This window comes from Geodermatophilus sp. SYSU D00708 (assembly GCF_054050115.1).
This window is the reverse complement of sequence record NZ_JBJGYS010000018.1, coordinates 29,185-42,874: the sequence shown is the minus strand read 5'-3', so window position 1 is coordinate 42,874 and position 13,690 is coordinate 29,185. Positions and strand designations below refer to the sequence as shown.

Below are 13,690 nucleotides of genomic sequence, written 5' to 3'. Positions count from 1 at the left end.
GCGTTGCCGATCTTCGTGGTCCGGCCGGACTCTGTGACCCAGTTCGCACTCAGGTCGTCCCCAGGAGGAGTCATGGCCGCACCCGCCGCCGTCGGGACCGGGGGTCCCCGGCACCCGGCCGACCCGCCGGCCCGCTCGTCGAGCCGTCGCCGCGTCCTCGCCGCCACCGGCATCGGCAACGCCCTGGAGTGGTACGACTGGAGCGTCTACGCGATCTTCGCGCCGTTCTTCGCCGCGCAGTTCTTCGCGCCCACCGACCCCGTCTCGGCGCTGCTGTCCACGCTGGGCGTCTTCGCCGTCGGGTTCCTCATGCGGCCTCTCGGCGGGTTCCTCTTCGGCTGGCTCGCCGACCGGCGCGGGCGGAAGACGGCCATGGCCCACGCCATGGTGCTGTGCGCCGCAGGCAGCCTGGTCATCGGCCTGGCCCCGACCCACGAGGCCATCGGCGTCGCGGCGCCGGCGCTGCTGCTCCTGGCCCGCTGCGTGCAGGGCCTGGCGCACGGCGGCGAGATCGGCTCGTCGCACACGTACCTGGCCGAGATGGCGCCGGCCCGCCGCCGCGGACTGTGGGCCTCGACGATGTACGTGGCGATCACCACCGGCACGCTGGCGGCCACGCTGATCGGTGCGGTGCTGACAAGCACGGTGTCGCCGGAGGCGATGACGTCGTGGGGCTGGCGCATCCCGTTCCTCGTCGGGGCCGCGCTGGGCGGCTACGCCCTCTGGCTGCGCCGCTCACTGGCCGAGACCGACGCCTTCCGGCAGGAGCGCGCCCGGACCGCGGTCCCCGCCGAGGCGTCGTCCCCGTCACTGCTCACCGGCGTGTGGGCGCACCGCTGGGCGGCCCTGCGGGTGATCGGCCTGACCGTCGGCGGGACGGTCTTCTACTACACGTGGGCGGTCGCGGCCCCCGCCTACGCCATCGGCGTGAAGGGCATCGACCCCGGCAAGGCGCTGTGGGCCGGGGTGGTGGCCAACGTCGTCTTCCTCGCCGTCCTCCCGCTGTGGGGCGCGCTGTCCGACCGGTGGGGACGCCGGCCCAACGGGTTCGTCTTCGGGATCGGCACCGTCGTCCTGGCCTTCCCGCTGACCGCGCTGATCCAGGACGAGGCCTGGCAGCTGGGCGTCGCGATGTCGCTGGCCCTCGTCGTCCTGGCGTCCAGCGCCTCGATGGTGCCCGCGTGGTTCGCCGAGCTGTTCCCGACGCGGGTCCGGGCGTCGGGCATGGCGATCCCGTACTCGATCGCCGTCGCGCTGACCGGCGGGACGGCGCCCTACCTGCAGACGTGGCTGGGCAGCCGCGGGCAGGAGGACCTGTTCACCGGCTACGTCGTCGTCCTCGGGGTGGTCACGCTGCTGACCGTCTGGCGTACCCGCGAGACCCGCGGCACCGAGCTGTCCTGAGCCGGACCGATCGAGAGGAGGACCGACCGTGTCCGAGGAGCTGTGCACCCTGTCCGCCGTCGCGCAGGCAGCCCTGGTCCGCCGCCGCGAGGTCTCGGCCGTCGAGCTGCTGGAGGCGCACCTGGCGCGGATCGACCGGCTCGACCCGCTGGTCAACGCCATCGTGACCCGGGACGACGACGCGGCCCGCGCCGCGGCACGGGAGGCCGACCGGCGGCTCGCCGCGGGCGGACCGGTCGGGCCGCTGCACGGCCTGCCGGTGGCGCACAAGGACACCCACGCCACCGCGGGGATGCGGACGACGTGGGGATCGCCGCTGATGGCCGACTCCGTGCCGACCGAGGACGAGCTGGTCGTCGCGCGCATCCGGGACGCCGGCGCGGTCCGGGTCGGCAAGACCAACGTCCCGGAGTGGGCCGCAGGCTCGCACACCACCAACCCGCTGTTCGGGCCCACGCGCAACCCCTACGACCTGCGGCGCAGCGCCGGCGGGTCGAGCGGGGGAGCGGCCGCCGCGCTCGCCGCGGGGATGGTGCCGCTAGCCGAGGGCAGCGACATGGGCGGTTCGCTGCGCAACCCCGCGGCCTTCTGCAACGTCGTCGGGCTGCGGCCCACCCCGGGGCGGGTGCCGATGGTGCCGACCGGGCTGGGCTGGCAGACCCTCGGCGTCCAGGGCCCGATGGGCCGCACCGTCGCCGACGTGGCGCTGCTGCTGTCGGTCCTCGCGGGCCCCGACCCGCGGGCACCGCTGTCGCTGGAGCAGCCCGGGTCGTTGTTCCTCGGAGCCCTCGACACCGATCTGAAGGGGCTGCGCGTGGCGTGGGCGCCCGACCTCGGCGGCCGCATCCCGGTGGACCCCGCGGTCACCGCCGTCCTCACCCCGCAGGCAAAGACCTTCGAGGACCTCGGCGCCGTGGTCACCGAGGCCTGCCCCGACCTCGCCGGCGCCGACGAGACCTTCGACGTCCTGCGCGCCTGGCACTTCGCCACGACCCTCGGCGACGCCGTCCGCCGGCACCCGGACCGGGTCAAGGAGACCGTGCGGTGGAACGTCGAGCGCGGGTTCCGGCTTCCCGCCGAGGACGTCGGCCGGGCCGAGCTGGCGCACACCCGGCTGCACCGGCAGGTGGTCGCGTTCTTCGCGGAGTACGACGTCCTCCTCGCGCCGACCACCCAGGTGCTGCCCTTCGACGTCGACCTCCAGTACCCCACGCAGGTCGACGGCCGGCCGATGGGCGACTACCTGGAGTGGATGCGCTCCTGCTCGCTGATCTCGGCCACCGGGTGCCCTGCGGTGAGCGTGCCGGGCGGGTTCACGCCCGAGGGGCTCCCCGTGGGCCTGCAGGTCGTCGGGCCACCGCGGGCCGACCGGCGGGTCCTCGAGGTCGCGCACGCGTTCGAGCAGGCGACCGGGCACGGCCGACTGCGCCCGCCGCTCTCCGGGTGAGCCGGGGCGGCGGTCAGCGGAGGGCGGCGGCGACCTTCGCTGCGGCGGCGGCCACGGCCCGGCCCACCCGGTCGACGTCGATGGTGTCGTCGACGTAGACGACGGCCAGTGCCGCGCGGGCCCCGCCGTCGGGCCCCAGGACGGGGGCGGCGACCGAGTGCATGCCGGGGATGACCTCGCCCCGCGACGTCGCCCAGCCGGTGCGGCGGGCCGCGGCGAGCTCCGGCCGGTCGTCGGGGGACGGCGGCTCCGGGATGAGCAGTGCGAGGCCCGGGGCGCCGCGGCCGACGGGGTGCCGGGTGCCCGGGCGGTAGGTGACGTGCGCCGGGGAGTCGTGTGGCTCGACGCTGGTCACGGTCACCGCCTCGTCGCCGGTGCGCACGACCAGGAAGGCGGTCATGCCCAGCTCCGCGACGAGCTCGTTGAGCCGGGGGAGCGCGGCGGCCTGCAGCCCGGTCCGGACGCCGCGGGCCAGCGCGGCCACCCCGAGCCCGAGCGAGAAGTGCCCGACGGCGTCGCGCTCGACGAGCTGGTGGTCCTCCAGCGTGCGCAGCAGCCGGTAGGTGATCGACCGGTGCAGCCCCAGCGCCTGCCCGATCTCCGCGATCGGCTGCGGTCGCCCGGCGGCGGCCAGGTGCTCGAGGACCCGCAGGCCGCGGTCGAGCGTCTGCGACTGCGGCGTGCTCGCGCCCTCGTCCGCCACCATCGCCACCCCCTCCCGTGCCGCTCGACACCACCCTACGGACGCGGCACCGCCCCGCCGCCCGGGTGGGTCCGGACGGCGGGGCGGTGCCGGGCCCTCAGCCGTTGACCACCTGCGGCACGGCCACCGCCTTGAGGCCCTCGACGCCGAACTCCAGCCCGTAGCCGGACTTCTTGACCCCGCCGAACGGGATCATCGGGTGCACCCCGCCGTGGGCGTTGATCCAGACGGTGCCGGCCTCCAGCCGGGCGGCGACGGCGCGGGCGGCATCCCGGTCGCTGCTCCACACCGAGGCGCCCAGGCCGACGTCGAGCGCGTTCGCCATGGCGACGGCGTCGTCGACGTCCTCGTAGCGGACGATCGGCAGCGCCGGGCCGAACTGCTCCTCGGCGACGAGCGGGTTGCCGTCGTCGACGTCGGCCACGATCGTCGTCGGGTAGAAGTGGCCCGGGGCGTCGGGGTCGGGGTCGCCGCCGACGAGGACCTTCGCGCCGGACTCGCGCGCGGCGTCGACCAGCCGCGCCACGATCTCGTACTGCGCGCGGTTCTGCAGCGGGCCGAGCACGTTCTGCTCCTCGAGACCGCGGCCCATCGGCATCGCCTTCGCGACCTCGACCAGCGCCGCGCACACCTCGTCGTAGACGTCGTTGTGCACGTACAGCCGCTTGAGCGCCGCGCACGTCTGGCCGGTGTTGATGAACGCGCCCCAGAACAGGTCCTGCGCGATCGCGCGCGGGTCGGCGTCGGGCAGCACGATGCCGGCGTCGTTCCCGCCGAGCTCCAGGGTCAGCCGCTTCACGGTGTCGGCGGAGCTGCGGATGATCGCCTGGCCGGTCGCGGTGGACCCGGTGAACATCAGCTTGTCGACGCTCGGGTGGGCCGACAGGCGCGCGCCGACCTCCCGCTCGCCGGCGACGACGGTGAGGACGTCGGCGGGCAGCACGCCGTTCAGGACCTCGGCCAGGGCCAGCACGGAGAGCGGGGTGTACTCCGAGGGCTTGACCACCACGGTGTTGCCCATCCGCAGCGCGGGGGCGACCTGCCAGATCGTGATCATCATCGGCCAGTTCCACGGGCCGATCGCGCCGACCACGCCCACCGGGCGGTAGCGCAGCTCGGCGTGGGTCTCGCCGTCGTCCACCACGGTCCCGCCCGGCAGCTCGGTGGCCGCGGTGGCGCGCAGCCACGCGGCGCACGCGCCGACCTCGAAGCGGGCGTTCGGGCCGTTGAGCGGCTTGCCCTGCTCCCGGGAGAGCAGCTCCGCGAGCGGTTCGGCCGCCGCCTCGACCGCGTCCGCCGCCCGCAGGAGCAGCTCGATGCGGTCGGCGTCGGGACGGGCCGCCCAGGCCGGCTGCGCGGCGCGGGCACGGGCGACGGCGGCCTCGAGGTCCTCGACGGAGCGGACCGGAGCGCGGCCGACGACCTCTCCCGTCGCCGGGTCGAGGACCTCGCGGCCGCCGGGGTCGGTGACGGCGGCCAGCAGGTCGTCGTAGGTCGGCGTCTCCGGCGTGGGGGTTCCGGGCTCGCTTCCGGTGGGGGTGGTCATCGTCGCCTTTCGGTCGGAGGGAGGAGCGGGGGAGGGGACGGCGGGGCTCACGGCGCTGGCTGGATGCGCCCGGTGACCTCGCCGAAGGTGATCCGGCCGCCGCCGGCGCCGGGCGCGGTGGCGGTGATGGTCACCTCGTCGCCGTCCTCGAGGAACGTGCGGGTGGAGCCGTCGGCGAGGGTCAGCGGCTCGGTGCCGCCCCAGGACAGCTCGATGAACGAGCCGCGCTGGTCCTTGCCCTGGCCGGAGACGGTGCCCGACGCGTAGAGGTCACCGGTGCGCAGGGACGCGCCGTTGACCGTCATGTGCGCGAGCTGCTGGGCCGGCGTCCAGTACAGCCCGCCGAACGGTGGGCAGCTGATGAGCTCGCCGTTGAGCCGGACCTCGAGGGTGAGGTCGAGACCCCAGGGGGAGTCGGTGTCGTCGAGGTAGGGGAGCAGCGGCACGTCGCGGGCCGGCGCGGCGACCCGGGCGGCCTCCAGCGCGGCCAGGGGCACCACCCACGGCGACAGCGAGGTGAGGAAGGACTTGCCGAGGAACGGGCCCAGCGGCACGTACTCCCACGACTGGAGGTCCCGGGCGGACCAGTCGTTGACCAGGCAGACGCCGAACACGTGCTGCGGGAAGTCGGCCACCGGCACCGGCCGGCCGAGCTCCGACGGCGTGCCGACGACGAAGCCCACCTCGGCCTCGATGTCCAGCCGCTGTGAGGGCCCGAAGGTCGGGGCGTCGTCGGTGGGTGCCTTGCGCTGCCCGTTCGGCCGGACGACGGGGGTGCCCGAGACCTGCACGGTTCCCGAGCGGCCGTGGTAGCCGATCGGCAGGTGCTTCCAGTTCGGCGTCAGCGCCGCGGAGTCGGGCCGGAACATCCGGCCCAGGTTCTCCGCGTGGTGCTGCGAGCTGTAGAAGTCGACGTAGTCGGCGACCTCGATGGGCAGGTGCAGGGTCACCTCCGACCGCGGCACCAGGTGCGGCTGCACCGCCGCCCGGTGCGCCTCGTCGGTGAACCACGCGGTCAGCTGCTCGCGCACCCGCGCCCACGCCTGCGGCCCGCGCGCCATGAACGCGTTGAGCGAGCCGGTGGCGTGCCCGTCGTCCCCCGTGGCCGCGGCCAGGTCGAGCACGTGCTCGCCGATCGCGACCCCGGTCCGCGGCGCGGTGCCGGGGGTGGAGAAGACGCCGTAGGGGAGGTTGTCCAGCCCGAAGCCGGTGCCGGTCGGGAGGTCGAGCCAGCTCATGCGCTCGGCCCCCGACCGGACCAGGTCCAGGCGTACTTCCCGTCGTCGGCGGCGGTGCCGGCCTCGCCGAGGTCCAGCGGCCGGAAGGTGTCGACCATGACGGCGAGCTCGTCGAAGTACTCCACGCCGAGGGAGTTCTCGACCGCGCCGGGCTGCGGGCCGTGGGAGTGCCCGCCCGGGTGCAGGCTGATCGAGCCCTTGCCGATACCCGAGCCCTTGCGCGCCTCGTAGTCGCCGTCGACGTAGAACATGACCTCGTCCGAGTCGACGTTGGAGTGGTAGTAGGGCACCGGGACCGCCAGCGGGTGGTAGTCGACCTTGCGCGGCACGAAGTTGCAGATCACGAAGTTGTTGCCCTCGAAGACCTGGTGCACCGGCGGCGGCTGGTGGACCCGGCCGGTGATCGGCTCGAAGTCGCGGACGTTGAACGCGTACGGGTAGAGGTGCCCGTCCCAGCCGACGACGTCGAACGGGTGCTCCGGGACGACGTGCACCGTGCCGGCCAGCCCGCCGGGGCCGTTGCCGCGGTGCTTGACGTAGACCTCGACGTCGGTGCCCTCGGCGAGCAGCGGCTCGGCGGGGCCGCGCAGGTCCCGCTCGCAGTAGGGCGCGTGCTCGAGGAACTGCCCGTACTTCGACAGGTAGCGCTTGGGCGGCGCGATGTGGCTGTTGGCCTCGACGGCGTAGGTGCGCAGCGGCTCGGTGCCGGTCGGGATCCAGCGGTGGGTGGTGGTCCGCGGGATGACCACGTAGTCGCCCTGGCCGACCTCCAGCGCGCCGAACACCGTCTCCACCGTCGCCGCGCCCCGCTCGACGTAGACGCACTCGTCGCCGGTCGCGTTGCGGTAGTACGGGCTGGTCAGGGACGACACCGCGTAGGAGATGCGGACGTCGCCGTTGCCCAGCACCAGCCGGCGGCCGCAGACCGGGTCGACGGCCTTGTGCTCCTCGCCGGGGAACAGGTCGTGCAGCTTCAGGTGCCGGGGCACCAGCGGGCTGTTGGGGGTCAGGGACTGGTCGGGCAGCTCCCACGGGCGGGCGTCGACGATCGCCGACGGCACGCCGCGGTGGTAGAGCAGTGAGGAGTCGCTGGAGAAGCCCTCCTCCCCGACCAGCTCCTCGTAGTACAGCCCGCCGTCGGGACGCCGGTGCTGGGTGTGCCGCTTCGGCGGGACGCTGCCCACCTGCCGGTAGAACGCCATCGGATGTGCCTCCTGCGGTGAGGGGGCAGAAATGGCCATTTCTGCCCCTCGATCGGTTCAGGCCGGGACGGGGGTGGGGATCGGGCGGGCGAGCAGCCGGGCCACCGCGGGGGCGACGTCGGCGGCGCGGGTGAGGACGGCGGCCACGTGACCGTCGGGCCGCAGCACCCAGACCTCGTCGGGCCGGACGCCGAGCGCCTCGCGCAGCGTGGGCCCGCCGTCCAGATCGCGGATGCGGTGCACTGCCACGGGCAGGTCGCCGAGGTCGGGCAGGGACGGCGTCTCGGCGTCGTCCCCGACCAGCACGGTGACCCCCGCGCGGGCGAGCTGGCGCAGCCGGACGACGTCCGGCCGGCCCGGCACGGTGACCGGGCAGTCGGGCACCAGCACCCCGGGGGCGGGGACGGGGACGTCGCCGCGGGCGGGCCGGCCGGGGAACGGGCGGCGGTCGTCCGGGGTGGTCAGGGGCGAGTCGACGTACCAGAACGGCTCGGCCAGCCGGCCCGAGTCGACCTGCGCCCGGGCGGCCGGGTCGGTGGCGGCCCGCTCGAGGACGTCGAGCCGGTGCCGGGCGTCGGCCTCGCTGCCGGGCACGAGGAACCGCATCGTCGCGCCGGTGACCTCGATGTTCTCCAGGGCCGCGGCGTGCCGCTCGTCGTGGTAGCTGTCCAGCAGCGACTCCGGCGCCCAGCCGTGGAGCACGAAGGCGATCTTCCAGGCGGCGTTCTCGGCGTCGAGGACCCCGGAGTTGAGCCCGCGTGCGCCGAAGGGGGAGACCAGGTGCGCCGCGTCACCGGCGACCAGGACCCGCCCGACCCGCATGCGGTCCACGACCCGCGAGTGGAACCGGTAGACCGACTTCCACACGACCTCGTAGTCGCGGTCGCCGATGACCTGCCGGATCCGCCGGTCCAGCCCGCCCGAGGCCTCCTCGGCGGCGAGGTCGAACTCCGCCGGCACCTGCCAGTCGATCCGGAACGTCGAGTCCGGGCAGGGGTGGATGAGCACCTGCCGGCCCGGGTTCCACGCCGGGTCGAAGTAGAAGCGGCGCTCGGTCTCCCAGCCGGGCAGGTCGGTGCGGATGTCGCAGATGAGGAAGTGGTCGTCGAACGTCTCGCCCTCGAAGGTCAGTCCGAGGGCCGACCGCAGCGCGTCGCTGCGCGGGCCGGGGCAGGCGACGACGTAGGAGCCGCGCACCGGGACCTCGCCGTCCGCCGTCGCGCAGGTGAGGGTCGCGCCCGTCTCGTCCTGGGCGACGCCGACCACCCGGGAGCCCCAGCGCACCTCGATCAGCGGCTGCTCGGCGATCCGCGCGTCGAGCAGCTGCTCGGTCTCGCACTGGGAGATGTTGACGAACGGCGGGAACGGGGACTTCCCGCGGTCGGCGAAGGAGAAGCTGAACAGTTCGGCGTCGCGGTGGAAGGTGCGCGCCGTCGTCCAGGTGACGCCGCGGCGGGCGACCTCGGCGCCGACGCCGACGGCGTCCCAGACGTCGAGGACGTCGCGCTGCTGGCAGATGGCCTTGCTGCCGATCGCGTCCCGCTCGGGGCGGCCGTCGAGGACGACGACCCGCAGGCCCCAGCGGGCCAGCAGCAGCGCCGCGGTCTGGCCGACCGGGCCGGCGCCGACGACCAGCACGGGCAGGTCGGAGGTCATCGCGGGCCTCATCCCTGCAGCTCGTCCCAGACCTGGCGGTCGCGCTCGGCGGTCCAGATCACGGGGCGCTCGATGCCGGAGAACTCGTCCCACAGCCGCTGCACGTCGAAGGGCAGGCAGTGCTCGAAGATCGGCCACTTCCCGTACTTGGGGGCCAGCGCCTCGTGGGTGGCGGCGAAGGCGTCCTTGAGCGTGCCGCCGGAGCGGTGCGCCTCGCCGACGGTGCGCTGCATGGTGAGCAGGAAGTCGCGGGTCTGCTCGATCGCGGCGTCCACCTGGTCGCGGCCGCGGGCGATGGCGCCGCGCCCGCCGACCAGCTGCCGTGCGCCGAGGGCCTTGACCCGGTCGAGGGTGTCGGCCGCCCAGTCGAAGTGGAACGCGTCGCCGGTGTAGAGCGCGGCCTGCGACTCCACGAGGTCGCCGGCGAAGACGATCTCCTGCTTGGGCAGCCAGGCCACGATGTCGCCCTCGGTGTGGCCGCGGCCGAGGAACTCGAGCACCAGCTCACCGCGGTCGCCGCCCAGCTCGATGGTGAGCTTGTCGCGGAAGGTCATGGTCGGCCAGGTCAGGCCGGGGATGGACTCCGGCTCCTCGAACAGCCGCGGCATCCGGCCGTACTCGCTCTCCCAGTCCTGCTGGCCGCGCTCCTCGATGAGGTGCTTGGTCTGCTCGGAGCTGACGATCACCTCCGCGTCGAACGCGCTGGCGCCCAGCACGCGGACGGCGTGGTAGTGGCTGAGCACCAGGTAGCGCACCGGCTTGTCGGTGTGCTCGCGCAGCTTGGCCAGCCAGCGGCGAGCCGCGACCGGCGTGGCCAGGGCCTCGAAGCAGACCAGGAAGTCCTCGCCCTCGATGGCGCCGAGGTTCGGGTCCCCCTCCGCGGTCAGCGCGTACACGCCGTCGGCGAGCACCTCGAGGGTCTGTTCCTTCACGCCGAGGTCGGCGGAGGAGGCGAAGGGCTTGGCGGCCATGGACGGGTCTCCCTCACTGTGTTCCATAATCGGACGAGCGATCCGCTTATCGACTGCGAGGCTACGACGTTGTGGTGCCCGACACAAGCCCCGCCGACCGGATCCGGGCGTCCTCGGGCTGCCGCGATCGCCACGCAGCCCGCGGATGGCGGGCCACGGCGGTGCCGGGCCAGGGGGGTGGAGTGAGTGCCACCCCGCGGATCAGGAGCGGGACGGTGGCCGGAGCAGGACCTCGCGCAGCAGATGGCCGTGGTCGAGGTACCACTGGTGGGTCTCGGCGGCGCGCAGGCCCGCGCCGCCCAGGTAGTCGGCGAAGGCGGCGTGCCCGTCGGCCGCCGCGGTGCCGACGATGTCGTAGCACCACTCGTGGTTGCGCAGGACCGCCAGCGCCACGCGCTCGCGCTCGGGACCGGTCAGCCCGTAGCTGTCGACGAACAGCCGGAGGCGGTCCAGCGCCCGTCCGCGCCGGCGGTCGGGGATGTGCCGGTCCGGCCGCAGCGGCGCCCAGAGCCGAGCGGCGCAGGCGACGTCCCAGACCCGGCTGCCGGGGCTGGCCAGGTCGAAGTCGATGAGGGCGACGGCGCGGCCGTCCCGGAAGACGACGTTGTCCAGGTTGGGGTCGTTGTGGCTGACCAGCGTCCCGGCGAAGGGCGGCGGGGGCGACGGCGGCCAGGCGTGCGGCGCAGGGTCGAAGGTGCTCACGGCCCGGTGGTAGTCGCGGAGCAGGTGGGCCACGCTGACCAGCGCCTCGTCGGTCAGCGCCCAGGCCGGGTACGGCGGCGTCACTGCGGTGCCGGCGACGTAGGAGAGGACCTCGCGGCCCCGGTCGTCCACCCCGAGGAAGCGCGGTGCGCCGCGGAACCCGACGTCGGCGAGGTGGCCCAGCAGCGCGCGGGTGGCCGGGCTGGTGGACCGCTGGGGCCGCCGCACGGTGTCCCCGATGCGCACCACCCGGCCCCGGTTGGTCAGGCCCCCCGTGAGGACGACCTCCGGCTCCCTCTCCTCGGGCACCTGCCCATCCTGGTCCTCCCCGGACCCCGCGGGGAGCCCGTCAGCGCCCGTCGAGGACGGCCTGGGCGAGGGCCGCGTGGGTGACGATGCCGCCGACCAGTCCGCTGCGGAGGGCGGCGCGGACGGCCGGGGCCTTGCCCACGCCGTAGGGGATGACGACGACCTCCGGGATGGCACGCATCTCCTCGGCGGTGATCCCGATCATCCGGTCGGCCAGGTCGGTCGGCACCGGTGCGCCGTCGGCGTCGACGAAGACGCCGGAGATGTCGGCGCAGACCCCCAGGTCGTGCAGCGCCCGCCGGTCCTCCTCGGACGCCGCGTCGTAGACCGTGGACTGCCCCGCCGCCCAGAGCCCCACGCCGGCGACGGCCTTGGTCACCGACGGCAGCTGGCCGAGCGCCCGGGCGACCTCGGGCTGCTGGCGGAGGGCCCGGGCGGTCGCGGCGTCGGGCACCGTGAGCGGGGCGTAGAAGCAGTGCGCAGCGCCGCCGGACGCGCCGGCCGCGTCGCGCACCGCGTCCACCGAGGTGTCGGGCCCGTCCGGCAGCGAGAGCGCCCCGGTGAGCTGCACGACCGGGACCCCGGGCAGGCGGGGCAGCGCGCGGGCCATCGCGCTCACCGAGCGCGCCCACGCCAGGCCGAGCACGTCCTCCGGTGTGGTGATCTCCGCCAGCAACTGCGCGGCGGCCCGGCCGACGTGGTCGCGCAACGACCGCACGTCGTCGTCCGGGGTGTCGACGACCACCGAGTGCCGCAGCCCGAACCGGGCCTGCAGCCGCGCCGACAGGTCGACGTCGATCTCCCCCTGGTGGCGGATCTCGATGCGGACCAGGCCGCTCTGCCGCGCGCTGTCGAGCAGCCGGGCCACCTTGAAGCGGCTCAGCCCGAACTCCTCGGCGATCTCGACCTTGGACCGGCCCTCCAGGTAGTACCGGCGGGCGATCGACGCGGTGAGGACGACGCGGGCCGGACCGGTCTGCTCTGCTGTCACTGCCCACTCCTGCTCATCTGAGCGCCCCGTCACTCACTATCACACGGCATCTTGACGCCGGTGCCCGTGCCCCCGAGACTCAGCTCACACTTTTGAGGGTCTTCCCGCTCATCTGAGCAGTCGCTTCCGTGCTCGCCACTGGAGGACGAGATGGTGCCCAGACGCGTCCTGGCCGCGACCGCGGCGACCGTGGTTGCGGCCGGGGTCGGCGGGTGTGCCGGCTGGGGCGGCGGGCCCGGCGGTGGAGGGCCGAACAGCATCAACGTGCTGATGGTCAACAACCCGCAGATGGTGGACCTCCAGCAGCTCACCGCGGAGCACTTCACCGCCGAGACCGGCATCACGGTCAACTACACGGTGCTGCCGGAGAACGACGTCCGGGACAAGATCAGCCAGGAGTTCTCCAGCCAGGCCGGGCAGTACGACGTCGCCACGCTGAGCAACTTCGAGATCCCGATCTACGCCCGCAGCGGGTGGGTGGCGCCGCTGGACGACTACATCGCGGCCGACTCCGCGTTCGACCAGGCCGACGTCCTCGGGCCGATGACCCAGTCGCTGTCCGGCGAGGACGGCCGGGTCTACGGCGAGCCCTTCTACGGCGAGTCCTCGTTCCTGATGTACCGCACCGACGTCCTGGAGGCCGCCGGGATCGCCATGCCGCCGAACCCGACGTGGCAGCAGGTCGCCGACATCGCCGCGGCGGTGGACGGCACGCAGCCGGGGATGGCCGGCATCTGCCTGCGCGGCCAGCCCGGCTGGGGGCAGCTGTTCGCGCCGCTGACCACGGTGGTCAACACCTTCGGCGGCACCTGGTTCACCGAGGACTGGCAGGCCCAGGTCGACAGCGGCGGGTTCGTCGAGGCCACGCAGTTCTACGTCGACCTCGTCCGCGAGCACGGGGAGACCGGCGCTCCGCAGGCCGGGTTCACCGAGTGCCTCAACAACATGATCCAGGGCAACGTCGCGATGTGGTACGACGCGACCTCGGCCGCCGGGTCGCTGGAGGCCGCCGACTCCCCGGTGAAGGGCAAGATCGGCTACGTCGCCGCGCCGGTCGTGGAGACCCGCAGCTCGGGCTGGCTGTACGCCTGGGCCTGGAGCATCCAGCAGGCCAGCCAGAAGAAGGACAACGCCTGGCGGTTCATCTCCTGGGCCTCCAGCCGCGAGTACGAGGAACTGGTCGGCAGCGAGCTCGGCTGGTCACGGGTCCCGGCGGGCAAGCGGGCGTCGACCTACGAGAACCCCGACTACCTCGCCGAGGCCGGTGCCTTCGCCCAGCCGACGGTCCAGGCGATCCAATCGGCCGACCCGGAGAACCCCGGCGTGCAGCCGCGCCCGGCCCCCGGCATCCAGTTCGTCGGCATCCCGGAGTTCCCCGACCTCGGCACGCGGGTGTCCCAGGACGTCAGCTCGGCGATCGCCGGCCGGATGACCGTGCAGGAGGCCCTCGACCGGGGGCAGCAGCTGGCCGAGGACGTCGCCGAGCGCTACCGCGAACGGGGCAGCGGATGACCGCCACCG

The 13,690-nt window shown here is 74.1% G+C and carries 11 protein-coding genes; 3 read left to right on the top strand and 8 right to left on the bottom strand.

What is annotated here, in order from left to right; all coding sequences use genetic code 11:
• Positions 1–72 precede the first annotated feature (72 nt).
• Together ACI79D_RS15960 and ACI79D_RS15955 are read left to right on the top strand one after the other, a co-directional pair.
• Positions 73–1,404, top strand: a complete 1,332-nt coding sequence (locus tag ACI79D_RS15960; protein ID WP_456919420.1) for an MFS transporter — start codon at positions 73–75, stop codon at positions 1,402–1,404.
• A gap of 28 nt (positions 1,405–1,432) precedes the next feature.
• Entirely contained in the window at positions 1,433–2,851 is a 1,419-nt protein-coding gene (locus ACI79D_RS15955) for an amidase (protein ID WP_456919419.1), read from the top strand.
• A gap of 13 nt (positions 2,852–2,864) precedes the next feature.
• Here ACI79D_RS15955 and ACI79D_RS15950 read toward each other — a convergent pair whose 3' ends face one another.
• From ACI79D_RS15950 to ACI79D_RS15915, 8 genes are all read right to left on the bottom strand, one after another.
• Positions 2,865–3,557 (bottom strand): IclR family transcriptional regulator, encoded by a 693-nt coding sequence (locus ACI79D_RS15950; protein ID WP_456919418.1) that lies wholly within the window; start codon positions 3,555–3,557, stop codon positions 2,865–2,867.
• A 94-nt stretch (positions 3,558–3,651) separates the two neighbouring features.
• Positions 3,652–5,100 carry an aldehyde dehydrogenase family protein gene (locus ACI79D_RS15945; RefSeq protein WP_456919417.1) on the bottom strand — a complete coding sequence of 483 codons (1,449 nt, stop codon included), beginning with the start codon at positions 5,098–5,100 and terminating at the stop codon, positions 3,652–3,654.
• 47 nt (positions 5,101–5,147) lie between these two features.
• Positions 5,148–6,338 (bottom strand): fumarylacetoacetase, encoded by a 1,191-nt coding sequence (gene fahA, locus ACI79D_RS15940; RefSeq protein ID WP_456919416.1) that lies wholly within the window; start codon positions 6,336–6,338, stop codon positions 5,148–5,150.
• Positions 6,335–7,540: a cupin domain-containing protein gene (locus tag ACI79D_RS15935; RefSeq protein WP_456919415.1), complete on the bottom strand. Its 1,206-nt coding sequence runs from the start codon at positions 7,538–7,540 to the stop codon at positions 6,335–6,337. The genes fahA and ACI79D_RS15935 overlap by 4 nt, the downstream gene beginning before the upstream one ends.
• A 57-nt stretch (positions 7,541–7,597) precedes the next feature.
• On the bottom strand, positions 7,598–9,196 hold the full coding sequence (locus ACI79D_RS15930) for an FAD-dependent monooxygenase (RefSeq protein WP_456919414.1): 1,599 nt from the start codon (positions 9,194–9,196) through the stop codon (positions 7,598–7,600).
• Positions 9,197–9,204: 8 nt separating this feature from the next.
• A complete protein-coding gene (locus tag ACI79D_RS15925) occupies positions 9,205–10,167 on the bottom strand; it encodes an MBL fold metallo-hydrolase (RefSeq protein WP_456919413.1) in 963 nt (320 codons plus the stop codon).
• A 201-nt stretch (positions 10,168–10,368) separates the two neighbouring features.
• Positions 10,369–11,178 (bottom strand): phosphotransferase, encoded by an 810-nt coding sequence (locus ACI79D_RS15920; RefSeq protein ID WP_456919412.1) that lies wholly within the window; start codon positions 11,176–11,178, stop codon positions 10,369–10,371.
• A gap of 40 nt (positions 11,179–11,218) precedes the next feature.
• Positions 11,219–12,169 carry a sugar-binding transcriptional regulator gene (locus ACI79D_RS15915; protein ID WP_456919411.1) on the bottom strand — a complete coding sequence of 317 codons (951 nt, stop codon included), beginning with the start codon at positions 12,167–12,169 and terminating at the stop codon, positions 11,219–11,221.
• 150 nt (positions 12,170–12,319) lie between these two features.
• Here ACI79D_RS15915 and ACI79D_RS15910 point away from each other — a divergent pair, with 150 nt between their 5' ends.
• A complete protein-coding gene (locus tag ACI79D_RS15910) occupies positions 12,320–13,681 on the top strand; it encodes an ABC transporter substrate-binding protein (RefSeq protein WP_456919410.1) in 1,362 nt (453 codons plus the stop codon).
• The last annotated feature ends 9 nt before the right edge of the window (positions 13,682–13,690 follow it).